Source organism: Azohydromonas australica DSM 1124 (assembly GCF_000430725.1).
GTDB classification, from domain to species: Bacteria; Pseudomonadota; Gammaproteobacteria; order Burkholderiales; family Burkholderiaceae_C; genus Azohydromonas; species Azohydromonas australica.
On the sequence record NZ_KE387204.1, the window covers coordinates 316,425 to 339,268 of the forward strand.

Genomic DNA, 22,844 nt, shown 5'->3' on the forward strand with positions numbered 1-22,844 from the left:
GGGTATGCACGCTTTGGCGTGCATGCCGGGGCGAGCCATTGACTGACCGATGAAACTCACGACCCAAAAGACTTTTTTGGCAATTGCCATCGCATGCTCCGCTCTTCTTGGCGCATGCGGCGGGGGTGAAGACCTCCAGAATGAAACGGCCGCGCAGGCAGAATCCGCGACCGCTCTGGCCAGCACCCAGAGAGAATCGGCGGCTGGTTTGACGACCGCCTCGACCGAAGATACTTCGGCCCGTTTCGGCCCGGACGATTTCGTGGGCGACGAAGTTCCGATGCTGGACCCGTTGACCTTCGTTCGTCAGCAGGCCAGTGAAAGCGGCGGCTCGCTGCAGTCTTCTGCGCTCATGGCCGGCAGCGTGACCAAATGGAATCCGGGCCATTACATCCAATTCGGGTCGAGCGCCAACGATTTTGTCATTGACGCCGCCCTGAACGAAACCGCCGGCATGCCTTTCGTCAAGGGCATCATGATTCGCGCCAGCTGGTGGCAGTTGGAAAAGGGCAAGGGCCAATACGATTTCTCGCGTATTGATCGCTACCTGAACAAGGCCAAGGCCAAGAACAAGCGCCTGTTCCTGATGGTGGGTACCAAGACCTTCGACGGCGACAAGGCCATTCCCGATTACCTGCGCACCTCGCAGTACAGCGGCGGCGCCTTCCGCATCGGCACCATCAAGGGCACCTATGGCGAGAACATGGCGCTGTACGACGACGACGTGCGCGACCGCCTGATCGCCCTCATGCAGGCCCTGGCCAACCGCTACAACAAGGACAACAACTTCGAAGGCGTGGCGTTCAACGAAACGGCCTGGGGCAAGATGGTCAAGCCGCTGTCGGATTCGCAGAAGAACCAGTTCTTCTCCAATTTGGCCAAGGTCGATACTGCCACGCGCTCCGCATTTTCCAACAGCGTGGTGATCCAGTTCATGAATTACCCGTCCAATCTGGTCCCGGCGCTGTTCGAGAACATGAAGGACAAGGGCGTGGGCATGGGCGGCCCGGACGTTTTCATCAACGACCCGGACCTGGAACGCTCGGCTTATGTGTTCAACCCGAAGGCCAGGGGCGTGGTTCCCATCGGCATGAAGGTGGAATCCGACTGCTATAACGCGGTCAAGCACGGCGGCCCGTACACCAAGGTCGACGTGCGCAAGATCTACAGTTTTGCCCGCGACCGCCTGTACAGCAATTACATCTTCTGGAACCGCTATACCGACAAGCACAATCCCTGGGCGGATGTGCTGAAAATGTTCAAGGGCGAAGCCTTCCCCACCGGCAGCGCCGGCGGCCTGAATGCAGCATGCCCCTCGAAATTCGCGTCCTGTGCGCCCAAGCTCTAAACCAAAAACCACCATACTCCTTGAACGGGCCGGCATTGCCGGCCTTTTTTTCGCCCGTGCGTTCCGTGCCGTGACGCCAAGCCGTGCCGCAGGGCCTGCTGCAGCCGCTACAGGGGTCAGGCAGGCTTCACGCGCCGCGCATGCGGCTCCCTACGCACGGCGCGTGGCAAGTCGCTGCGGCGGCATCCAAGCCGCTCCACGCGGGCCGGGTACGTTTAGCACACAAGGTACCAAGCCCGCACAACGGTTGCACAGACAACGTCATGAGCACCGCGGCCATCGTCTCACTCGCATGCGGCGCCGCTTGGGCACGCCAGTGGCGATCGTTCCGGCAAACAGCCCTGTGAACGCCTACTTCCGCGCGATTCGGCCTCTCGCAGCGTCCGGCTGCAGACGCGAAAAGGGGCCTGAACAGGGCTCGGCCGGCCTGCTTTGGCCCTAGAGCGTCGCCGGCAGGCCTTACGGCACCACCTGCCGCACCCCCGTAAAACCCTCCATAGACCGCCGATGGGCGATGCCATAGGTGACGAAGCTGTAACGCAGAGTGACGCCCGGCTGCGTTGGTCAATCCCCCCCTCGGGGCGCTTTTGCTACAGCGGGCATGGCAACTTGTAGCCATACATGACAATGGTTCTCATTCGCCAGCCCCTTGCCGTGAACGACATGAGCCTGCCTCCCAAGCCCGCTGCTTCGCCCGCCACCGCCGTCCCTGGAACCGAAGAAGACCTGGCGGCGCTGGCGCAGGCGCTCATCACCTCGCGCCAGAGCGTGCTGCCCAAGCGGCTGGCCGAGCCGGGCCCGGACGCCCAGCAGTTGCAACGGCTGCTGCTGGCGGCGGCAGCGGCGCCGGACCATGGCGAGCTGCGGCCGTGGCGCTTCGTCATCGTGCCGGCAGCCAAGCGGGTGCTGCTGGCCGACATGTTCGAAGGCGCGCTGCTGGACCGTGACGCCCGGGCCACGGCGGCCGAGCGCGAGTCTGCGCGCGAGAAGGCGCATCGGGCGCCGCTGCTGATGCTGGCAGTGGCCAAGTTGGGACCAGCGCAGCCCGACATGCCGGCATCGGAGCGGCTGGTATCGCTGGGCGCGGCGCTACAGAACCTGCTGCTGCTGGCGCACGCCATGGGTTTTGGTGCCGGGCTCACCAGCGGACAGGCGATGACGTCGCCGCGGCTGCGCACGCTGTTCGGCCTGCAGCCGGGCGAAGAGGCGGTGTGCTTCGTCAGCGTGGGCAGCGTGACGCAGCGCAAGCCGATGCGCCCGCGCCCCAGCCCGCACGAGATCGCCAGCGAGCTGTAGGGCACCGGCCGGATGGTCGGCCCGGCTGCGGCCAGGTGCTCAGCCCGGAGCGCAGCGGGTCGGCCGCGACGCTGTCACGCGTCGCAGGGCCACAGCCGGCGCAGCAGCTCGTGGGCCCAGTCCGGCAGCGTCGCGCCGGCCGCGTCTGCGGACCAGGCCTCGACCTGCTCGTACTCGTCGCCGTCGATCACGGCCTCGTGCGCCAGTTCGCCCTGGCCACGCACACTGAGCTTCAGCCATCCCCGCTCGGCACTTTCCCAGGCCAGCGCAATGGCGCCTTCGGGCTCCACCGTCACTTCCGGCGCCGGCCAAGCCGCCGCAGTGAGCTCGAGCAGGCGCTGCGCCTCGTGCAGCGTGGACGGCGCGGGTGCGTGCCAGCCACGCTCGGCAATGAAGGGCTGGACTTCGGACAGGGCGGATGACAGCAGAGGTGACATGGCGGCGATGGTAGGGGGAAGGCAGGACGGTCCACGGGGGCTTCACCGCCGCGCTCGGTTTCGACCGGGCGGGCTGCTGGCCGAGTGCCAAGATCATGCTGTTTCGGAATGGTTTGGCGCTGCACTCATACCCTGATAATTCTTGTTATGCAGGTACTACATATATTCAATCTACATGCCGTTGAGGATGGCACGAACGGGCAGCCCGGCGTGGCTCCAGGCTGCGGGCAAGCGGCAAACCGTGGCGTTTCCAGCCACCGGCCGCGGGCCGGCGGCCGATTCGGGCGATGACGGCGCCGTTGGGCGCATCGCGGCGCGGCCGGCCGCTCGGCAGCCGGGCCGAGGTGGGGTCTCCACAGTCGCAACTGCGGCTGCATCACTTCAGCTTCCTGCGGGCGCTGGCCGAAGGCGTGAACCTGCGCGCGGCCTGGGAGCGCTACATGGCCTTCGCGGGCGGGCCGGACGACGAGCGGCATTTCGCGGCGCAGGCGCGGCGGCTGCGCCGCCAGATCGCACAGGCGGCACGGGCGCAGGGGCTGGACGAGGTGGCGGCTGAAGCGCTGGCGGAGCCTGCGCCGGCCCCGGCGGACGCCGGCCTGCCGTCCCTTCAGGACTGGATCGCCCAATGCTGCGAGGCGACGGGCATTGACCCCGAGGACCGGGACCCGGCGGAATGGCTACGCGCGTACCAGTCCGAATTCGGTCTCGACGTGGCGGTGATGCCACAGCCGGCGACCGCCGGCCCGACGCCGCGTCCGGCCCGGCTGGCGGCGCTCAACCGCTTGGCCACGGCGCTGTCCGCGCCGCCGGCGCTGGACGACGCGCTCGCGTTGTGGCTCACGCCGGCGCTGGCCGCCGCGCTGCGCGGGGCCGGGCTGCTGACGCTGCGCGACCTGGCCGACTTCGCCAACGTGCATGGCGCACGCTGGCACCGGCGGGTGCCGGGTGTGGGTGCGGTACGGGCCGGGCGGCTGCTGGACTGGCTGCGGCCCTTGGCCGAGTCGCTGGGCCATCCGCTGCAGGAGGTGGCGCTGCAGCCGGCACGTCAACTGGCGCTGGTGCGCGAGCGGACGCTGGCGGCCGTGCAGGACCGGCGCCTGGGCATCGTCCCGCTGGAACGACTAGCGGTGCCACCCGACCTCGACGGCCGGCATGGCGTGTTCCGCCTGGCCACGCCCAATGTCCTGGGCGCGTCAACGGACTTGGAGGCCTTGCGCGCCTGGCTGCAGCGCTACGCCATGTCACCGCGTACCTATGCCTCCTACGCGCGCGAGGCCGAGCGTTTTTACCTGTGGTGCCTGTGCGTGCGGCGCAAGCCGCTGTCCTCGGTCCAGGAAGAGGATCTGCATGCCTACCGCGGCTTCATCGCGAACCCGCCCGGGGACTGGCAACAGCCGCGCCAGGAAGCGCGGGACAGCGAGCACTGGCGCCCTTTCCGCGGCCCGCTGAGCCCGCTGTCGCAGCGCCACGCGCTCACCGTGGTCGCCTCGATGCTGGGCGCGCTGATGAAGGCGGGCTACCTGGGCGCCAACGCCGCGGCCGGCGTCACGCCACACATGAAGCTGCCGCGCCCGGGCATCGACGTGCGGCGCAGCTTCGACGAGGCGCAATGGAGCTGGCTGATGTCGTGCTGGGAGGCGCTGTACCGCGAGGCGGGCGCACTTGGTGGCTTGGCCGACCTGGGGCCGGACGCGAAGCCCGCCCGCGCTCGCAGCCTGCGCCGGCTGCGGCTGGTGCTGGAGTTAGGCGCCACCACCGGGCTGCGGCTGATCGAGCTGTGCACCGCCCGGCTCTCCGGGCTGCGGCGCGAGCGTTTCGAGGGCGACTCCGTGTGGATGCTGGAAGTGCTGGGCAAGGGACACCGCCGCCGCAGCGTGCCGATCTACGACGACATCAAGGCGCTCATCGACCGGCACCAGGCGGACATGGCGGCCGCGGGCATCGGCCACGAACCGGCAGCGCCGCTGCGCACGCTCCTCACGCCGGCGGGCGCCGCAAGCGACGGCGGCATGTCCGTGGACGGCGCCGCCACGCCATGGGATGGACAGGAAGCGGGCACGGCGACGACCCGCGCCCGCGCCGATGAGCGGGCGCAGCGACCGCTCATCGGCGCGCTGCGTGGCGCGGTGCCTCGCTGGCGCCTGGACGCGCAAGGCGTGCCGACGCTGGCACCCGGCCGCCAGGCCGATCGCTGGGGTGCGCTGGAACCATCGGCGCTGTACCAGTCGCTCAAGCGGCTGCTGCGCCATGCGGGCGAGCACGCGCATGAGGCCCAGCCGCCGCTGGACGGTGATGCCTTCCGCAGCGCCTCCACGCACTGGCTGCGGCATTTCTTTGCCAACAACGCGGCGGCCGACGGCGTGCTGCCGGTGGCGCTGATGGGTGCCATGGGACATGCCGATCTCAAGACCACCTCGCTCTACACGCGGCCCGAGCAGCAGCTCATGCTGCGCGAGCTGGCCAAGGTGCGCCGTCGCGGCGGTGGTTGAAGGGGCATGCGGCGACGGGTGAGGGTTTTCGGGACAGGAACCGCGGCGGCATGAACCCCGGGTGTTGAACGGTTCAACACCCTGCCCTTTCGGCGCTCTACGCCGGCGCCCGCGACCGTCCGGGTCCGCATCGGCTTCGCCCGCCGCGGTATGGGCTTCCGAATACCTGCCCTGCTGCAGTCAGATACCGGTGGGCAAGGGCACACATGGCTCGCGCACTGCCCTGCCCCGCGCTGGTGCGCGGCCTTGCCTGGCCCGTCCCTTCCTCCCATGAGCTGGTTTTGAACGGTCGTGCGTGCCGCTGCGTGTCCACCGCGCTGGAAGGTTTCACCCAGTTCAGGCCATGGATGCCCGACGTGAGGTTTTTCAGGAGCCATGACAGATCACCTCGGCACGTGCAAACGGAATCCGTTCGCTGGACGTTTTTAGGAGAATCAGCGTCAGATTCGTCAAGACGACAGCCGATCCTTTTCTACGCCTTTCGGCGGGCACTGTGGAAGCCCACGCAGCCCTCCACCGAGCGTACAGCGTGCACGCTTGGACCTCAGGAAAGCGCCCCAACCGAGCCATTCGCCTTGGGCCGCCAAGCCCGGACGCGATGGGGTGTTGAACCGTTCAACACCTGACCGTCCCGGCACGTGGCCCGACCCTGTGCCAGCATCACGACGTCAGATTCCGCGTCGTGATACCGGGCTTCCTGCCTTCGTAGGCAAACGCGATGGCTCACGCAGCCCGCCCAAGTGAGCCCTTGGGCGCTAAACGACTGCAGGTGAGGGTCTACGGGAGCCCCGTGCCGACACTGAAGGGACCTGTACGGCAGGCCGTCCGAGGATCCTGCATCGAGCCTGGAATGCAGGGCACCGGGCATGGGCACCCGCACCGCCACAGCGTCACCGCAGGTGTTGAACGGTTCAACACCTGCAGAGCCCTGCACGCCGCGAGGTGGTTGGCCGCCATGCGCCTGCCTGCCTGACCAACGCTGCGGGACTGGCCGCCCGCCGCTGTCGCATGGCGGCGACCTGACGGGAGCCAGCGTTCCGGACTGGACACGAGCCGGTTCCCATGCTCATCAGAACCGGCCAGCAGAGAGGTGTGACATGGCACGGCACACCGTGGTGGTGCGACTCGCAACCGCCCTTCCCCATCGCCACAAAAGCGCTGGCCTGCAGCGGCGTCCGCACCCGCGTTGCACTGGCGTCCAGGAGAGTCGAAGCGTTTGGGCCAGATGAAGCCCGGGTAGTCGTCCTTCCACTTCGTCATTCTCGTGAAAGCGGCAGGCTGTGCGGCCCCTCGCCAGCACCAAGCCTGGCTGCTGCGAACCACGACCGGAGCTCTAGCGTTCAACCCGATCTGCCTGCACCGGCGCCGGGACCGCCTGGACTCCCGCCTGCGCGGGAGTGACAAAGCAGGGGGCGAAGCGGAAGGACCGTGAAGCGTTGAGTCGAGACCCCCGCGGATCTGCTTGCAGTGGCCTGGCACCTCCGGGACGCCCGGCCTTGCGGAAGCGACGAATCGGCGAGCCAAGCGCTTCGACTCCCGGGGGCCCCAGCCCGGCGACGTCCCTGCGCATCCGTGGGTATGCGCAGCTACGCCGCCCGGGTGGGCCTCCCCAGATTGCAGCCAACGAGCGAGCGGCCACTTGGATTTCCCTGGACGGCAGGGCGCTCGGGTGGGAACAACGTGGCAAGACGTGGAGCGGGTCGGTCCCGGCAAAGCCATGGCCGTCCTTGCCGGGACAGGGATGCGCAACCGTCCTGGGGAGCGCGCGCCAACATCGGCCCTCCTCCTCTCCCAGCCACCGGACTGCTGACCCGGCATCGCGCTTCGCCTGTCGGCTGCAGCACTGCGTCGACCCAGCCGGCCCGCTGCCGACGTGTTGAACCGTTCAACACCTGCGCCGCGGCTCCGCCGTGGCCCGGCAGGAAAGCTCTGCGGGCTGGGGGACGCAGGGTGTTGAACGGTTCAACACCCAAAGAAAAAGGCGCCTTGCGGCGCCTTCGGGTTCACGCCGGCTGGCGGCGTATGAAGTCCTCGACCAGCCGCAGCAATTCCGCCTCGCGCTCCGGCGGCAGCACGCCGGCCTCGAAGCGCAGCGACGCGCGTCCGCGCGCATCACGGCTCAGCGTGGCGAGCTTGCGCCCATCGCGGCGCAGGTGGGAGGACGCGGCGGACGGTGCCGTCACCATGGCTTGGCCGGTGAGCGCGTTGAACACGGCCTGCGCCGCCAGTGCCTTGCCCTGCCCCTTGAGTTCGCGCGCCCGCTCCAGCACCGCATCCGGGTCCTTTTGCAGCAGCTCCGACAGTGGCTGCGCCCAGCGGAACTGGATTTCCAGCGGCGAAGCAAAAGCCTCCACCACAGCGGCCGGCAGGCGCGCCAGTGCCAGGCTCTTGGACACCAGCGACACGTCCACCTGCACGGATTCCGCCAGCTTGCGCAGCGACGGGTACAGCCCCTCATCCAGCGCACGCCGGTACATGCAGCCCTGCTCCCACGGGCTCAGGTTCTTGCGGCCGCGGTTCTCGCGCTCCATCGCTTCGAACAGCTGCTGGTCACTGACTTCCTCCACCAGCGCCCGCACCGGCAGCCCCAGCTCGAGGCAGGCCCGGTGGCGGCGGTGGCCGAACACCAGCTCGTAGAGCACGCCCGGCTGTGCCGCGCGCTGCTCGGCTTCCGACAGCGGCCGCACCTTCACCGGTTGCACGTTGCCGCCCGCGGACTCGATCTCGGTCTTGAGCTCGCGGAACTCCGCATCCGCGAAGCTCGCCTCATGCCGGTTGGCCCAGCGCGACGGACGGACGGAGGCCGCGTCCAGGCTGCGCACCGGCACCGCACCTTCGAAGTCGCGCAGCCGCTCGCGCAGGTCCTCGGCTTCCTTGATCGCGGCCGACTGCGTGGAGAGGAACTGCAGCATCGAGCCCGGCGCCGTCTTGGCGCGTGCATCCTCGGCGGCCGCGCCCACGCCGCCCGCCACCGGCGATACCGGCGGCACCTGGATCAGGCCGGCCTTGGCAGCGAGTTTCTTGCTCATGCGCGTGCCCTCGCCTTGCGGGTGTTGAACGGTTCAACACCCTTGGCCGCCGCGCCTGCGGGTGCGCCTGAGCGCTGCTGCTGTTGCGCCCAGACCGAGCGGATGGAGCCCTCCACGTGGCCGACGAAAGAGTCGTACGCGTCGCGCGCGCGCTTGAAGGTGCGCGCGCTGCCGTCGTAGCGGGCCACGTCGTACACGGTGCCGAACTCGGCCGCCGTGACGCCCGTGACGGCGGTCTTCGGAATCTCCACCGGCAGCACCTTCTCGGCGTAGGTCTGGCCGATCCACTGGCGCACGATGGTGCTGGCGGCGTCGGTGGAGTCCACCCGGGCCAGCAGCACATGGATGAAGTCGAACTCCTTGGACAGGCCACGGCGGCCCAGCAGCTCGGTCGTGAGGTCGGAGAACAGGCTCCAGAACTGCGCCGCGGAGGCGAAGTCCAGCGCATTGGGGGGCAGCGGCATGATGATGCCGTTGCTGGCCATGAAGGCGTTGATGGTCGTGTAGGAGAGGGCCGGCGGCGTGTCGATGACGATCACGTCATAGTCGGCGCGCACGTCGTCGATGCCCAGGTCCAGCACGCGCCAGAACTCGAAGCCCGGCTCCTGCGTCTGCCGCGCCGGCAGCGCGAACTCGGCGCCGAACAGCACCGGCGCCGCCGCCACCAGGTCGATACCGTCCCAGTAGGTCGGCTGGATGGCGTAGCGGATGGAGGTTTCGCTGCCCATGCACAGCGGCAGGATGGTGTGGGATTCCTGCACCTCGGTGTCCGGCAGGATGCCGAACAGCGTGGTCAGCGAGCCCTGCGGGTCCGTGTCGATCACCAGCACCCGGTGCCCCAGCAGCGACAGGCCCTGCGCCAGCGTCACGGCCGTGGTGGTCTTGCTCACCCCGCCCTTGAAATTCCCGATGCTGATGGTGACAGCCTCGGCGCCAGCCGGGCGCATCTGGTCCTTGCGGTACTCGCGGATCCAGGTACGCGCTTCCGCCAGGCTGAACTCCCGGCGCGAGCCCGCCTCGTTGAGCTTGCCGCCAGGCAAGTCGCCGCGCGTCATGCGGTGGCTCAACGAACCTTTCTCGATGCCGCACAGCGCCGCGAGCTGGCTGAGGTTGAACACCGGTGCGTTCTTGCGCGCCGTCGGGGCCAGCATCGCGCTGCGGATCTCGCCCATCATCGCCACGGCCCGCTCGGCCTGGTCCGCGATGTCCTGCAGCCCGATCGGCCGCGGCGGTTTCAATTCAATCTTGTCCAACACGGAACCCTCGCTTCTTCTGGTTGGGCAGCGGCTTGACGCTGCAGGCATGAATGCCGCGTATTGTGTCAAGCAGACGATTTGTTGCAAAGCCTTTGTGCTGAACCGTGCCGTCGATGCCACAACGGGATGGAGCGACTGATCTGAAAAATTTCAGTGGCCGCTTTGGATAACTTCAGACCCTTAACACCCTTAATACCCTTTAGGCTTCGAATTCTCCTTGTGTGACAGGCACTTAAGACATTCCACGTGAGTGGAAACGGGAGCCTTTGGAGCCTTTTCGGGAGCATGGATGCAGGGATACGGGACGCAGTGGAGCCTTTTCGGGTTGCCACGTGCGCGGAAACGGGACCTGTCGCCACCTTGGCCTGTGCACAACCAAGCCGGTGAGCCGCACCGCGAGGTGAGGGTTTACGGGAGACCCGCAGTGCCGGGCGCGGGCCAAGGTGGCGCGCCCGCGTGATCGATTCGGTCCGGTTCCTGTGACCCTCGCAACCGCCCGGGGCCGCCTCTGGCCCGAACACGTGAGCATTTTCGGGATCCCTGCCAGGCACTGCGAGCGCCAAGCCGCGGTCGGGACGTGAGAGTTTTCGGGGAGCTTCCCAGCCGTCCGGTGGTTGGACCGCGCCGGCTTGAAGTGAGGATTTTCAGGATTCCTCTTGCGTGATCCCGAACGGTCTTCCGGCAATGGCAGGTGAGGATTTTCGGGAACGGCGGTGGCCTTCCCGGCCGGGCCGAGTGCGGCGCAGACGTGAGGCTTTTCAGGATCCCAAGTGTTGGACTGGCGGCGGTTTCACGTGAGAGACGTCTCTCACGCGTGCGCTACAGTGGCTTTCCATGACGAGCGACGCGCCACCTCCGCCTCCCAAGCGCCGGTCCAGGACCCGGGCCAGCGCCGCGGCCGGGGCCGGCGCCACGCGCGCCGTCACCGTGCGCAAGCCGGTCAACACCCTGGCCATCGTGCCCAAGTCGGCCCGCATCACCTCGCTGGGGCGCAAGAGCTACAACGTGCTGCTGCACGAGGCCCAGGCGCAGGGGCTGGACAAGGACGTGTTCCGTGCCCCGCTGGAGCGCATCGTCCGCGGCGTGGACTTCGACTCCAACGACCACGCGCTGATCAAGAAGCACCTGCGCGCCATGGTTTCCACCACCGTCGAGTGGCAGTCGCCGACTACGGGCGAAGGCACGGCCTGGAACGTCAGCGGGTTGCTGGCGCACGCGCGGCTGACCAAGGAGCGCGGGCAGGTGTGGGTGGAATGGTCCTACGCCGTCAACCTGAAGCAGGAGCTGCTGGAGCCCAGCGTCTTCGCGCGGCTGAAGCTGGAGATCATCAGCCAGCTGCGCTCGCATGCCGGCATCGCGCTGTACGAGATCTGCACCCGCTACAAGGACGTGGGCCGCACCTCGCGCCAGCACTGGCGCTGGTGGCGCCCGGTGCTCAGCGGCCAGCCCGAGAGCGAGCGCACGGCCAAGCTGGAGTACCGCATCTTCAAGCGCGACACCTTGAAGCCCGCCATTGCCGAGCTCAACGCCCTGACCGACCTGCAGGTGGAGCTGGCCGAGTACAAGGATGGGCGCTTCATCGGCGACATCCAGTTCCTGATCAAGGTGAAGCCGCAGGCCGTGCTGCCGGCCACGGCCGCCCCGCAGCCGGTGGACCTGCAGCTCGTGGCCCGCGCGCAGGCGCTGGGCGTGGCCGAGGAGAAGACGGAGCAGTTCCTGCAGGCGTACGGGCCTGCGGCGGTGCAGGCGGCGCTGGAGCTGCTGGCGCGGCGCTCGGCCTCCAACTACCCCGAGCCGCTGCGCGACCCGGCGCGCTACCTCAAGGCCATCCTGGCTGGCGAACCGGCCGCCGGCCCCGAGCCGGCGGAGCCACCCGCCGCTGCGGCGCCGGCGGCCCCGCCTTACGCCACGGAGCCCGCCCCCGGTCCGGCCGTGGCCGCCGCGCCGATGGCCGTGCTGCCGGCCGAGGTCCTGACCGGCGACAGCCTGGTGAAACCGTCGGCGCGCCGGCAGGCGCGCTGGGTGGAGGCCTGGCTGCGCCGGCGCCGCGAGCGCGTGGTGGACGACATCGCCGCGCTGTCGGACGAGGCCCAGGCCGTGCTGTGCGAGCAGCTCCTGGCCGACATGGAGGCGCGGCAGGTGCACCCCTCCATCCGCAAGCGGCTGCAGACCAGCGGCTGGCAGCACCCGCTGGTGCTGCCGGAGATGGTGCGCTGGTTCGCGCAGGGCGTGCACGGCCCGGGCTGGGACCAGCCCACGCCGCAGCAGCTGCTGGAGATCGCGGCGGAGCTGGGCGACGGCTGAGCCCGCCCGGCGCCATCACAGGTCGAGCGTCGCCAGCGCGTCGCGGATGACCTGGGCCGAGCGCCGCAGCGCCTGCTCTTCGTCCGTGCTCAGCGGAATGGGCAGCAGGTGGCGCACGCCCTGGCGCCCCACCACTGCCGGCAGGCTGAGGCACACGCCGTCGATGCCGTACTGGCCCTGCAGCAGCGTGGACACGGTCAGCACCGAGGCTTCGTCGCGCACGATGGCCTCCACGATGCGCGTGAGCGCCGCGGCGATGGCGAAGTTGGTGGCGCCCTTGCGCCGGATGATCTCGTAGGCCGCGTCGCGCACCGCCACGGCCACCGCCTCCAGGTCCGGCGCGCCGCAGGACGCCTGCGTGAGCGCGCAGTAGTCCTGCAGCCGCATGTTGGCGATGCGCGTGGTGGACCAAGGTATCAACTCGCTGTCGCCATGCTCGCCCAGCACGTAGGCGTGCACGTTGCGCGGGTCCACGGCGTAGCGCGCGGCCAGCTCCGCGCGCAGCCGCGCCGAGTCGAGCACCGTGCCCGAGCCCAGCACGCGGCCGCCGGGCAGGCCCGAGAGGCGCAGCGCCGCGTAGGTCAGCGCGTCCACCGGGTTGGTTGCCACCAGCAGTAGCCCGTCGGGGTTGGCCTGCACCACGCCGGCGAGGATGCCGCGCAGCACCTCCACGTTGCGCAGCAGCAGGGCAGGGCGGCTCTCGCCCGGGCGCTGCGCCGCGCCGGCGGTGATGACGGTGACCATGGCGCCGGCCGCGTCCGCCAGCGTGCCTGCGCGCACCGACACCGGCCGGTGGAACGGCACCGCGTGCGCGATGTCCATCGCCTCGCCCTCGGCGCGGCCGGTGTCGGCATCGATGATCACGATGTCGTGCACCAGCCCTGACGCGGCCAGCGTGTAGGCGAAGGTGCTGCCCACGCGTCCCGCGCCGACGATGGCGATCCTGGTTTCCTGGCTCATGGGGCCTCCTGTGGCAAGTGTTCCCTTGGTCGCCGGCGGCCCGGTCCGGTTCCCCGGGAAGCGCCGGCCGGCTTCAGGCCCGCGCCTCCACGAAGAAGCTCTCGCGCTCGCGGTTGTCCAGCGCCGTGATGCCCTCGATGCCGCTGGCGCTTTCGCGGAAGGCGCAGCGGCGGATGTCGTGGAAGCCGGCGTCCTGCAGCAGCTCCTGCGCGAGCTCGAAGTTGAAGGGCGTGTGCACGGAGCCGTACCAGATCAGCTGCGCCACCAGCTTGGCGCCCACCGAGCGCGCGTGCTCGTCGGGCACGTAGAAGTAGCCCGCATCGCCGCGCTGCCAGGCGGCGATGGCGCGCTCCATGTCGGGCAGCCCCAGCCGCAGCACGCCGCCGGGGCGCAGCACGCGGCGGATCTCGCGCAGCACGCCGGGGATGTCGGGCCAGAACAGGTCCTGCAGGAAATGAATGGCCACCGCGTGGTCGACGCTGCGGCTCTCCAGCGCCAGGCCCTGGCGGATGTCGCCCACCAGGTCCACGCCCGGCGCGTCGCTCCAGTCGGTGTTGATCCAGCCCGGCGCGGGATGCGGACCGCAGCCCAGTTGCAGGCGCCGTGGCCAAGGTCGCGTGAAAGTCATGAAGCTTTTTCCCCAGGGGCTGTGCATGCCGATGCGCCCTCGGCGCCCACCGGGCAAATGTCTTGCCGCCCTGGGCGCTGCGCCGGCACGGCCGGGAGCACCGCAGGCGCACGACAGCTTCGAGGCGCTGGTGAGCGCGGCCGCGGGGAAGGCCCGCCTCAAGCCTGCGCGGTTTCGCTGGGGGATACCGGGGCCGACGCGGGTGCGCTCTCGGGGAAAAGCGGCGTGGGCTTGGACACGCCGTAGCCTTGCGCGAAATCCACGCCGATGTCGCGCAGCGTCGCGATGATCTCGTCGTTTTCCACGAACTCGGCCACGGTCCTGAGGCCCATGATGCGGCCGATGCGGTGGATCGTTTCCGTCATCGCGCGGTTGATGCTGTCGGCGTTCAGGTTGCGCACGAAACTGCCGTCGATTTTCAGGTAGTCCACGGGCAGGCTGCGCAGGTAGCCGAAGGAGCTCGTGCCCGTGCCGAAGTCGTCCAGTGCGAAGCGCATGCCCAGCTCTCTGCACTGCGCCATGAACTCGCGCGCGTGGCGCAGGTTGTTGATGGCGGCCGTCTCCGTGATTTCGAAGCAGATGGCGTCGGGCGGCAGCGCATGGAGCAGCGCCTGCTCCTGGATGAACTCCAGCAGCCCGTCGGCGTTGAGCGAGTTGCCCGAGAGGTTGATGGCACAGGTCAGCGGCTTGGCAAAGCGTTGCGCCAACGCCCGGTAGCCGGCGAACACCGCCTGTATTACCCAGCGGTCGATGGCCGGCATGAGGTGGTAGCGCTCGGCCGCGGGCAGGAAGCTGCCCGGCGCCACGAGCCGCCCTTCCTCGTCGATCATGCGCAGCAGCACTTCCAGGTGCGTGCGCTCCTGGCCTGACGGCGTCAGCGCCAGGTAGGTCTGGTGGTGGAGGACGAAGCGGTTGTCGTCCAGCGCGGCCGTGATACGCGTCACCCAGCCCTTTTCCCGCTGCCGCATGGCCAGCTCCTGGTCACCGACGCGGTAGACGCAAGCGCGCTGGCGGCCCTGTTCCTTGGCCCAGTAGCAGGCGGCGTCGGCCATGCCCAGCACCTCGCTGGCATCCACGCTTTCGGCGGTGAGGGCGGCCAGTCCGATGCTTAGTCCCACCGTGAAGACCTTGCCCTTGTACTCGAAGCGCAGCTGATCGACCGCCGACAGCAGGTCGTTGGCGATGACGCGCGCGCACTCCACCGTGCAGCCTGGCAGCAGCAGCGCGAACTCGTCGCCGCCCATGCGCGCGAGCGTATCCGTCAACCGGATGCGCTCGGCCAGCAGCCCGGCGACCTGCCGCAGCAACTCGTCTCCGGCGGCATGGCCGCCGTTGTCATTGACGATCTTGAAGCGGTCCAGGTCCATGAAGCACACGGCGTATTGGCGCCCCCTGCCGCGGGCCTCTTCCAGCGCCGCTTGCACCTGGTGCTCGAACTCGCGGCGGTTGGGCAGCCCGGTGAGCACGTCGTGCGAGGCTTCCCAGGTGCGCCGGTGCGCCACACGGCGCTCCTCGCTCACGTCGCGCAACGTCAGTACATGGCCCGCTGCCTGTCCGGCGCGATCGTGCATCTGCGCCACGCTGTGCCGGATGCTCAGCGCCGAGCCGTCGCGGCGCAGCAGCTCCAGCTCGCTCGCCTGGGGCGCCATGTCCAGCGGATCGGCCACCATGGCCTGCGTGCGCGTGTCCAGCAGCCGCACCACTTCATGCAGCGCACGGCCTGATGCTTCGGCCGCAGTCCAGCCGGTGAGCATCTCGGCCACCGGGTTGAGGTAGCCCACGCTGCCCTGGGCATCCGTGGTGACGACGCCTTCGGCAATGGAGCGCAGCGTGACCTCCGCGCGTTCCTTCTGCGCGTACAGCGCGTCCGAAAGGGTGCGCAGCTCCGTCATGGCTTGTTCCAGAGCGCCCCGGGACACGGTGCTCTTGTGCAGCCGCTCCAGCAGGTCATTGAAGGCCTGGCCGAGCCGGCCCACCTCGTCATCCGAGGCCACGGGCGCGCGCCGCGTTAGGTCCAGTGGGCTTTCCCGCAGCGTCACCACCGTGGCCATCAGCCGCGCCAACGGTCGCGTCACGAAAGCCGCCAGTGCGACGTGCAGCACCAGTACGCCAGTGAGCAGCACCAGGAGCCCCGTCAGGATGCTGGTCCACAGCATTTGCTTCACCTGGCTGCTCACCTGCTCGGCACGGAAGCTGACGATGACGGAGGCCACGTGCCCGACCTGGGCTGCGTCCACCGGCATCACGATGCTGTGCCAGGTGACGCCGCGGCCCTCGTGCGTGACGAATCGCTCCTGCGCCTGTTGCACTGCCGTGGCCAGCGCCGGTGCCAGCACTGCCGCGCCTCCCGGGGTGCTGTGGAACAGCACCCGCCCGTCGGGCGCGGCCACGAGGGCATGGTCGGTGCCGGGATAGGCCTCCACGATCTCGCGGCATTGGTCCTCGAAGCCCACCAGGTTTTCCGGATCGATCCCCAGCGCCAGCAGCCGCTGCAACTGCAGCGACAGGCTCTTGGCGATGGCCGTCGAGCGCGATTGCAGCGCCGACTCGTAGGCGCGCGCCGACAGCTTCGCGCTGGTGGCCACCACGGCCGCGACGGTGCACAGGATCGCTACCGTGGCAATGAGCAGGATCTTCTGGGGCAGCCTGAAACTCACTTCGCCCACTCGAACTGTTCGACCACCTCGGCCGTCAGCAGCAGGCTGCTGCGCGGCTGCACGCCGAGCGCGCGTGCACGGGCCAGGCTGATGGCGGGCAAGCCTTTGGTGGTGGCTCTCATGGGAAGCTGGGACGGCGCCACCCCGTCGACCAGGATGGCGCGCGCGAGCCGGCCCGCGGCCAGGCCTTGCTCACGCTCGGAGACGGTCACGGCCGCCAAGGTGCCGTAGTGCACCCGGTCGATCCAGAAGCCCAGGTCCGGCAGCCGGCTGTTCTCGGCTGTCCAGCGCAGCACTTCCTGGTAAGGCACGTTGCGCCCGGAGGCGTCCTTGAAGCTGAAGATGCCGATCAGCGCGATGGCGTCCGCGATGCCGTGGTACGCACGCACCTGCGCCTGGTACTGCTCGAAGCTGCGAATCACGTCCCAGGCCACGAACTCCACGCCCGGGAGCTGCGCCAGGGACTGCTTCATGCGCTGCTGCACCGGTGCCCACATGGGCGCGTCGTCGAACACCACCGCCAGGCGCCGCGCGCCCGGGTACATCGCATGCAGCAGCCGCACCGACTCCACGAAGTGCTCCTGCTCCAGTACGCCGGTGACGTTGCGGCTGCCCGTGAAGCCGTAGGCCGCCGGATCCTTGTTGACGCCGCTGAACACGATGGGGATGCGGCTGTTGACGTAGTGCCGCGCCACGTGCTCCTGGGCGTCGTCGTCGCTGGTGTAGATCAGGTTGGGCTGCCACTGCTCGATGAGCGCGCGCGCCTCGCGGCCACGCGCCTCCATCTGCGCCGGGGTACTGAAGTGCTTCGTGTCCATCTCGAACACGCGCGTCTCGATGGCCACGCCGCGCAGCGCCTCCTTGAAGCCGTGCCACTGCCCGTCGGTCCACCGCCACGGCGAGTGGTAGCTCATGACATGCAGGATCTTGAAGGGAGGACGCTGCGCCTCGACAGGCTGCGCGCACGCCGGACCGGCCAGCACGAGGATGCCGCACCACAACGCGGCCCATAGATTCACGAGCAACTTCAACATGGATTTCACAATGTCCATCGCGCCCACTCCATCCAATCGGGACCGGTTTCCCACCGAGACGGATTACCCGCTTCATCGGCGGTTCACATCGATCCTGAAGGTTTCCAGTCAGCGCAATGCGAACGCGGGCCGGTGGCTGCAGCGATGAACCCAAGGTGCAAACGTACCCGCCGGCATCGGCGGTGGCGCAGGCGTGCAAAGGAGCTGCGCCGCGGCCTCGGCAGCACAGGCAGCAGCGGCAAGCTGCTGTGATCGAAGGGCTCCATCTTGCCGACCTTCATCGCCGGATCGTGGCTGATCTGTGACTCGGCATCGCCACGCACGGTCCTGGCCCGCCCCGCGCTCGGAAAGCGCTTCGCTCGCGCTGCCTAGGCAGGACTGCGCAAGCGCCAACGCCCATGCCTGCATGCCGCTCAGCGCTTTCGAAGCAGGCTCCGGTTGGCCTTTGGGGCTACCGGCGCCGTGCGGTGGTGGCACGGGCATTGCCGCGCCCGCGGCATGGATATGACTGCCGTGTTGCTGCAGCAAGTGCTGCTCTGGGGCGTGCTGCCGCTGTGGCTGCTGGCCGGGTTCGTGGACTGGATGTGCCACCGCGCGTACCGCATCGAGCATGACGCGGGTACGCGCGAGTCGCTGCTGCACTGGCTGATGCTGCTGGAGATGGGCCCGGCGCTGGCGGCGGCGCTGCTGCTGGAGGTCACGGCCGCCGTGCTGGTGCTGCTGTTCGTGCTGTGCCTGGCGCACGAGCTGACGACCTGGTGGGACCTGGGCTATGCCGCGTCGCGGCGGCGCATCCCGCCGCTGGAGCAGTGGGTGCATGCGCTGCAGCTGTCGCTGCCCTGGGCCGGGCTGGTGTCGCTTGCGCTCATCCATCACGACCAGGTGCTGGCGCTGCTGGGCGATGGCGTGCCGGACTGGAGCCTGCGTCCGAAGCAGCAGCCGTTGCCCATGGCTTATCTCTGGGGTGTGGCGGCGGCCGGCGTGCTGCTGGGGGCGCTGCCCTTTGCCGAGGAGACACTGCGCTGCCGCCACGCCGCGGCGGTACGGCATGCCCAGCGCGTGCGGCTGCGCGAGGTGGCGCGCGGGGGACGCTGAGGCGGTTGCCGTTTGCCGTTTGCCGGCAACCGGCAGCCGATGCCGGATCACGCCCCGCGCTTGTGCTCCAGCCCGCCATGCTCGGGCGCCACGGCCTGCACGCGGCGCCGGGTGCCGGGGTCATGCTGGGCTTGCCCTTCGACCTTCTCTCCCTTTTGCTTGCCGCCGGCGGCGTGGTGCTCGATGAGGGCGTTGATCTCGGAGCCCAGCAGGATCACCAGGCCCACGATGTAGAGCCACAGCATGAGCACGATCACCGCGCCGATGCTGCCGTAGGTGGCGTCGTAGTTGCCGAAGTTGGTGGCATAGATGGCAAAACCCAGCGAGGCCACGATCAGCGTGAGCACGCCCAGGATGCTGCCCGGGGTGATGAAGCGGAAGCTCTGCTTCACGTCCGGTGCGAGGTAGTAGATGAGCGCGAAGGCCAGTGTCAGGCCGGCCACGATGATCAGCCAGCGCAGCGCGGCGAAGAACCACAGCACGGCTGGGCCGAGGTTGAAGTAGTGGCCCAGCCACTCCTGGATCACGCCGCCCAGCACGATCAGCGAGAAGCCGCCCACCATCAGCACCACGAACAGCACGCTCAGCCCGATGGCGGTGGCGCGCGCCTTGATGAAGCCGCGCCCTTCCTTGACGTCGTAAGTGACGTTGAGCGCCTGCATCACCGCGTACATGCCGGTGGAGGTGGCCCACAGTGTGGCGAGGAAGCCGAAGGACAGCAGCCCGCCGCGCTGCTCGCCAGTGACCTGCTGCACCACGTCCGCGAACATCTGCGCGGCGTTGGCCGGCATGGCCTGGCGCAGCAGGTCCATGATGGCTTGGTCCACGTTGGGGATGGGCAGGAACGGGATGACGGCCATCACGAAGATCATGGCCGGGAAGATGGCCAGCGTCAGGTAGAAGCCCAGCGCCGCGGCACCGTTGAAGATGTCGTCATCGCTGATCTCCTGGTAGAGCTCCTTGAGGAACTGCATCAAGGACACGCCGCCGAGCATGGGAGCCTCGCTTTCATCCAAAGGTCGTATCGCTTGCTGCAGTGCAATGGACGTTCCCAAGCCCTCGCGCTCCAACCCGGGTGCCCCGGGCGCGCCGGTACACTGCACTGTTTATTTATCCAAGCCCCGCGCGTTCGCGCCTTTGCCTCAGGGGCCACTCCCACTCCCCGACCCATGGACAAGCAGCCGCTGCACGACGCGCTGGATGCGCAGTATTTCGGCCTGGCCGAGCGGCTCGAAGGTTTTCAGCCGCGCGAGGGGCAGCTGCAGATGCTGCACGCCATCGCCGACACCCTGGCCGAGGCCGACTTCGACCCCGCCAATCCGCCCCAGCCCCAGGTGGCCGTCATCGAGGCCGGCACCGGCGTCGGCAAGACCCGCGCTTACCTGCTCGCCGGGTTGCATTTGGCAAGGCTGCGCAAAGTAAAACTGCTGATCTCCACCGCGACCATCGCGCTGCAGGAGCAGCTCATGCACAAGGACCTGCCGGAGCTGGCCAAGGCCTCCACCGAGCCCTTCAGCTACGCGATGCTCAAGGGCCGGGGCCGCTACGTCTGCCTGCTCAAGCTCGACGCCCAGGCCTCGGGCCAGGCCCAGGAGTCCTTCGACCTGTCCGAGCCGGCGCAGCAGGGCGCCGCGGAGGCCGACGCGGCGGTGTTCCAGAAGCTGCAAAGAAAACTCCAGTCCGGCACCTGGGACGGCGAGCGCGACAGCCTGGACGGCGAGGCGCTGGCCGGCTGGAGCCGCATCGCCGCCGACCGCCACGCCTGCACCGGCCCGGCCTGCGAGCAGTACCAGGACTGCCTCTACTACGGCGCCAAGCGCGTGGCCGCCGCCGCCGACGTGCTGGTGGCCAACCACGACCTCGTGCTCGCCTCGCTGCGCAGCGACAAGTCCGCGCTGCCCTCGGGCGAGCGCGCCATCTACGTCTTCGACGAAGGCCACCACCTGCCCGCCATCGCGCTGTCGCACGGCGCCAGCGAGACCACGCTCACCAGCACCGCCTGGGCCACGCGGCTGGAGCGCGCGCTCAGCACCGCCGCCTCGGAGCTGGACTACCCGGCCGAGGCGCTGCCCGATGGCCTGGGCGTGTTGCGCGAGAAGCTGGCGCAGCTCGCCCGCGCCCTGCTGGACGCGCACACGGCGCGGCTGCAGTCCCACGCCGCCGACGGCAGCACCGAGCCGCTGCGCGTGCGGCTGACACAGGGAAAGCTGTCCGACGAGCTGCGCAGCTTCTGGGAGGAGCTGCACCAGGTGGCTTCAGTGGCCGAGACCAAGCTGGCCGACCTCTCCACCTGGATGCGCCGCAAGCGCAGCGACGACCCGGACAGCGGCGCGCAGGTCAACGCGCACCTGCTGGCCATCGGCCCGCAGGCGCGCCGCCTCACCGAGCTGGTGGAGACGGCCGACCTGATGCTCGACGAGGGCCCGATGCCGCCGGCCAAGTGGTTCGATTTCCGCACCGAGGGCGGCGTGGTGCAGCTCGATGCCAAGGCCTGCCCGCTGTTCGCCGGCGGGCTGCTGCAGCGCAACCTCTGGAGCCGGCTGCGCGGCGCGGTGGTGACCTCGGCCACGCTGCGCGCGCTCGGCAAATTCAACTTCTTCCTGCGCGATGCGGGCCTGGAGCAGGTCGAAGGCGCGCGCACGCTGGAGGTGCAGAGCCCCTTCGATTACGAGCAGCAGGGGCGCTTCATCGTCGTGGCCACGCAGTCCAGCCCCAAGGACCCGGCCGCGCACAACCGCGAGTGCGGCACGCTCATCGCGCAGGACCTGCGCGAGGTGCATCACGGCGCGCTGCTGCTGTGTTCCTCGTGGGTGCAGCTGCGCGCGCTGGTGGACGCGATGCCGCCGGAGATCCGCAACGACCTGCTGGTGCAGGGCAGCGCTTCGCGCGAGCAGCTGCTGCGCCGCCACCGCGAGGCCGTGGCCCGCGGCCAGCGCTCGGTGCTGGTGGGGCTGCAGAGCTTCGGCGAGGGCCTGGACCTGCCCGGCAAGCTGTGCGAGTGGGTGCTGATGCCCAAGGTGCCCTTCGCCAACCCGAGCGACCCGGTGTCCGAGGCGCGCAGCGAGTGGCTGGAAGCCAAGGGCCGCAACAGCTTCGTGGAGCTGACCGTGCCCGCCACGGGCGTGCGGCTGAACCAGTGGGCCGGGCGCGGCATCCGCAGCGAGCAGGACCGCGCCACGCTGGTGTGCTACGACCCGCGCCTGGCCACCACGCCCTTCGGCCGCCAGTTGCTGGCGGGGCTGCCGCCGTTCTCCAAGCGGCTGCGGCGCGGCGGGAAGGAGACGAACTTGGAGGACAGCGGAGGCTGAAGCATGGCGACAGCGGGTAGGGCAGCGGCCAGGACTTTCGGAGCGTTGATTGGCCTCCTGGCCGCGCTCTCCCTCTGCGCCTGCGGCCCCCGTCCCGGCGCCGTGCCCGGCGCGCCGCTACCGCTGCCGCTGCCCGCCGCGTCCGCGCCCGGGGTCCCGGCGGGCGAGGCCGACGCCGCGCTGGCCGGCGAGTACGAGATCGATCCCGCGCGCTCCGAGCTGGCCGTGCTGGTGCGCCGCGGCGGCTCGCTGGCGCGGCTGGGGCATGACCACGTGGTGAGCCACCCCGCGCTGCAGGGCCGGCTGCGCCTGCCGGCGAGCGGCCCGGGCCCGGCCGAAGGCGAGATCACGCTGGCGCTGCACGAGCTCGTGGTCGACGACCCCGCGCTGCGCGCGCGCTACGCGCTGGACACGCAACCCTCCCAGGCCGCCATCGAGGGCACGCGCCAGAACATGCTGCAGCGCGTGCTGGAGGCGGACGCCTTCCCGCTGGCGCGGGTGCGGCTGCAGGCCCCGGCACGGCCCGGCGCCGAGGTGTCGGCCGAGATCAGCCTGCACGGCGTCACGCGGCGCCTGCCCGTGGCAGTGGACTGGACGGTGCGGGATGGCGAGCTGCGCGCCCGCGGCCGGCTCTCCCTGCTGCAGACCGATTTCGGCATGCGGCCGCTGACCGTCCTGGGCGGCGCGCTGCGCGTGGAGGACCGGCTCGACCTCGAATTCGACCTGCGCGCGCGGCGGCTGCCGCCCATCGCGCCCTGAGCTCCTCGGCCCGGACCGCTGCCGCGCCGACTTGAGCGATCTCAAGGTCCATCCCGATCCGGACTGCCACACTCCGAGCAGTGTCTTTCCGCCCGGGGGCGCTGATCGCGTCTCGGCGTTCGTCGCTTCCGTGCGCCGCCGGTGCGATGCGTGACGCAGTTCACGGCCGCAGGATCAACCCGAGACTGCGGCTGCCGATAGACCTACATCAAGCAGCAAACGCCGGACGCGGCGATCGCTTCCT

The 22,844-nt window shown here is 69.3% G+C and carries 15 protein-coding genes; 7 read left to right on the top strand and 8 right to left on the bottom strand.

What is annotated here, in order from left to right:
• The first annotated feature begins 49 nt into the window (after nucleotides 1-49).
• Nucleotides 50-1,348 carry a hypothetical protein gene (locus H537_RS0123350; RefSeq protein ID WP_156901894.1) on the top strand — a complete coding sequence of 433 codons (1,299 nt, stop codon included), beginning with the start codon at nucleotides 50-52 and terminating at the stop codon, nucleotides 1,346-1,348.
• 663 nt (nucleotides 1,349-2,011) lie between these two features.
• Nucleotides 2,012-2,644, top strand: a complete 633-nt coding sequence (locus H537_RS0123355; RefSeq protein ID WP_028999783.1) for a nitroreductase family protein — start codon at nucleotides 2,012-2,014, stop codon at nucleotides 2,642-2,644.
• Nucleotides 2,645-2,718: 74 nt separating this feature from the next.
• Here the strand turns inward: H537_RS0123355 and H537_RS0123360 are convergent, their stop codons facing one another.
• Nucleotides 2,719-3,081, bottom strand: a complete 363-nt coding sequence (locus tag H537_RS0123360; RefSeq protein WP_028999784.1) for a hypothetical protein — start codon at nucleotides 3,079-3,081, stop codon at nucleotides 2,719-2,721.
• Nucleotides 3,082-3,368: 287 nt separating this feature from the next.
• On the opposite strand from H537_RS0123360, the gene H537_RS45010 reads away from it, so the two are divergent.
• Nucleotides 3,369-5,570 (top strand): site-specific integrase, encoded by a 2,202-nt coding sequence (locus H537_RS45010; RefSeq protein WP_043459672.1) that lies wholly within the window; start codon nucleotides 3,369-3,371, stop codon nucleotides 5,568-5,570.
• Between the two features lie 2,003 nt (nucleotides 5,571-7,573).
• Here the strand turns inward: H537_RS45010 and H537_RS0123370 are convergent.
• The gene (locus tag H537_RS0123370; RefSeq protein ID WP_028999785.1) at nucleotides 7,574-8,599 is read right to left on the bottom strand and encodes a ParB/RepB/Spo0J family partition protein; all 1,026 of its coding nucleotides are present in this window, start codon (nucleotides 8,597-8,599) and stop codon (nucleotides 7,574-7,576) included.
• On the bottom strand, nucleotides 8,596-9,855 hold the full coding sequence (locus tag H537_RS45015) for an AAA family ATPase (protein WP_238446771.1): 1,260 nt from the start codon (nucleotides 9,853-9,855) through the stop codon (nucleotides 8,596-8,598). Before H537_RS45015 ends, H537_RS0123370 begins: the two co-directional genes overlap by 4 nt.
• 834 nt (nucleotides 9,856-10,689) lie before the next feature.
• On the opposite strand from H537_RS45015, the gene H537_RS45020 reads away from it, so the two are divergent.
• The gene (locus H537_RS45020; RefSeq protein WP_051243138.1) at nucleotides 10,690-12,159 is read left to right on the top strand and encodes a replication initiation protein; all 1,470 of its coding nucleotides are present in this window, start codon (nucleotides 10,690-10,692) and stop codon (nucleotides 12,157-12,159) included.
• 15 nt (nucleotides 12,160-12,174) lie between these two features.
• Here the strand turns inward: H537_RS45020 and H537_RS0123385 are convergent, their stop codons facing one another.
• The 4 genes from H537_RS0123385 to H537_RS0123400 all read right to left on the bottom strand — a co-directional run bounded on the left by H537_RS0123385 (nucleotide 12,175) and on the right by H537_RS0123400 (nucleotide 17,438).
• Nucleotides 12,175-13,119 (bottom strand): L-lactate dehydrogenase, encoded by a 945-nt coding sequence (locus tag H537_RS0123385; RefSeq protein ID WP_028999786.1) that lies wholly within the window; start codon nucleotides 13,117-13,119, stop codon nucleotides 12,175-12,177.
• A gap of 73 nt (nucleotides 13,120-13,192) precedes the next feature.
• Nucleotides 13,193-13,747 carry a class I SAM-dependent methyltransferase gene (locus H537_RS0123390; RefSeq protein ID WP_028999787.1) on the bottom strand — a complete coding sequence of 185 codons (555 nt, stop codon included), beginning with the start codon at nucleotides 13,745-13,747 and terminating at the stop codon, nucleotides 13,193-13,195.
• Nucleotides 13,748-13,905: 158 nt separating this feature from the next.
• The gene (locus tag H537_RS45025; protein ID WP_156901895.1) at nucleotides 13,906-16,404 is read right to left on the bottom strand and encodes an EAL domain-containing protein; all 2,499 of its coding nucleotides are present in this window, start codon (nucleotides 16,402-16,404) and stop codon (nucleotides 13,906-13,908) included.
• A complete protein-coding gene (locus H537_RS0123400) occupies nucleotides 16,401-17,438 on the bottom strand; it encodes an ABC transporter substrate-binding protein (protein ID WP_043459853.1) in 1,038 nt (345 codons plus the stop codon). Before H537_RS0123400 ends, H537_RS45025 begins: the two co-directional genes overlap by 4 nt.
• Before the next feature lie 513 nt (nucleotides 17,439-17,951).
• Between H537_RS0123400 and H537_RS45030 the strand changes: the two genes are divergently transcribed.
• Nucleotides 17,952-18,533, top strand: a complete 582-nt coding sequence (locus H537_RS45030) for a diguanylate cyclase (RefSeq protein WP_156901896.1) — start codon at nucleotides 17,952-17,954, stop codon at nucleotides 18,531-18,533.
• A 47-nt stretch (nucleotides 18,534-18,580) separates the two neighbouring features.
• On the opposite strand, the gene H537_RS0123410 is transcribed toward H537_RS45030, so the two are convergent.
• Nucleotides 18,581-19,507, bottom strand: a complete 927-nt coding sequence (locus tag H537_RS0123410; RefSeq protein WP_169517076.1) for a YihY/virulence factor BrkB family protein — start codon at nucleotides 19,505-19,507, stop codon at nucleotides 18,581-18,583.
• Nucleotides 19,508-19,702: 195 nt separating this feature from the next.
• Between H537_RS0123410 and dinG the strand changes: the two genes are divergently transcribed.
• The gene (gene dinG / locus H537_RS45035) at nucleotides 19,703-21,841 is read left to right on the top strand and encodes an ATP-dependent DNA helicase DinG (protein WP_051243141.1); all 2,139 of its coding nucleotides are present in this window, start codon (nucleotides 19,703-19,705) and stop codon (nucleotides 21,839-21,841) included.
• 45 nt (nucleotides 21,842-21,886) lie between these two features.
• The gene (locus tag H537_RS0123420; protein ID WP_028999791.1) at nucleotides 21,887-22,600 is read left to right on the top strand and encodes a YceI family protein; all 714 of its coding nucleotides are present in this window, start codon (nucleotides 21,887-21,889) and stop codon (nucleotides 22,598-22,600) included.
• Nucleotides 22,601-22,844: the final 244 nt, after the last annotated feature.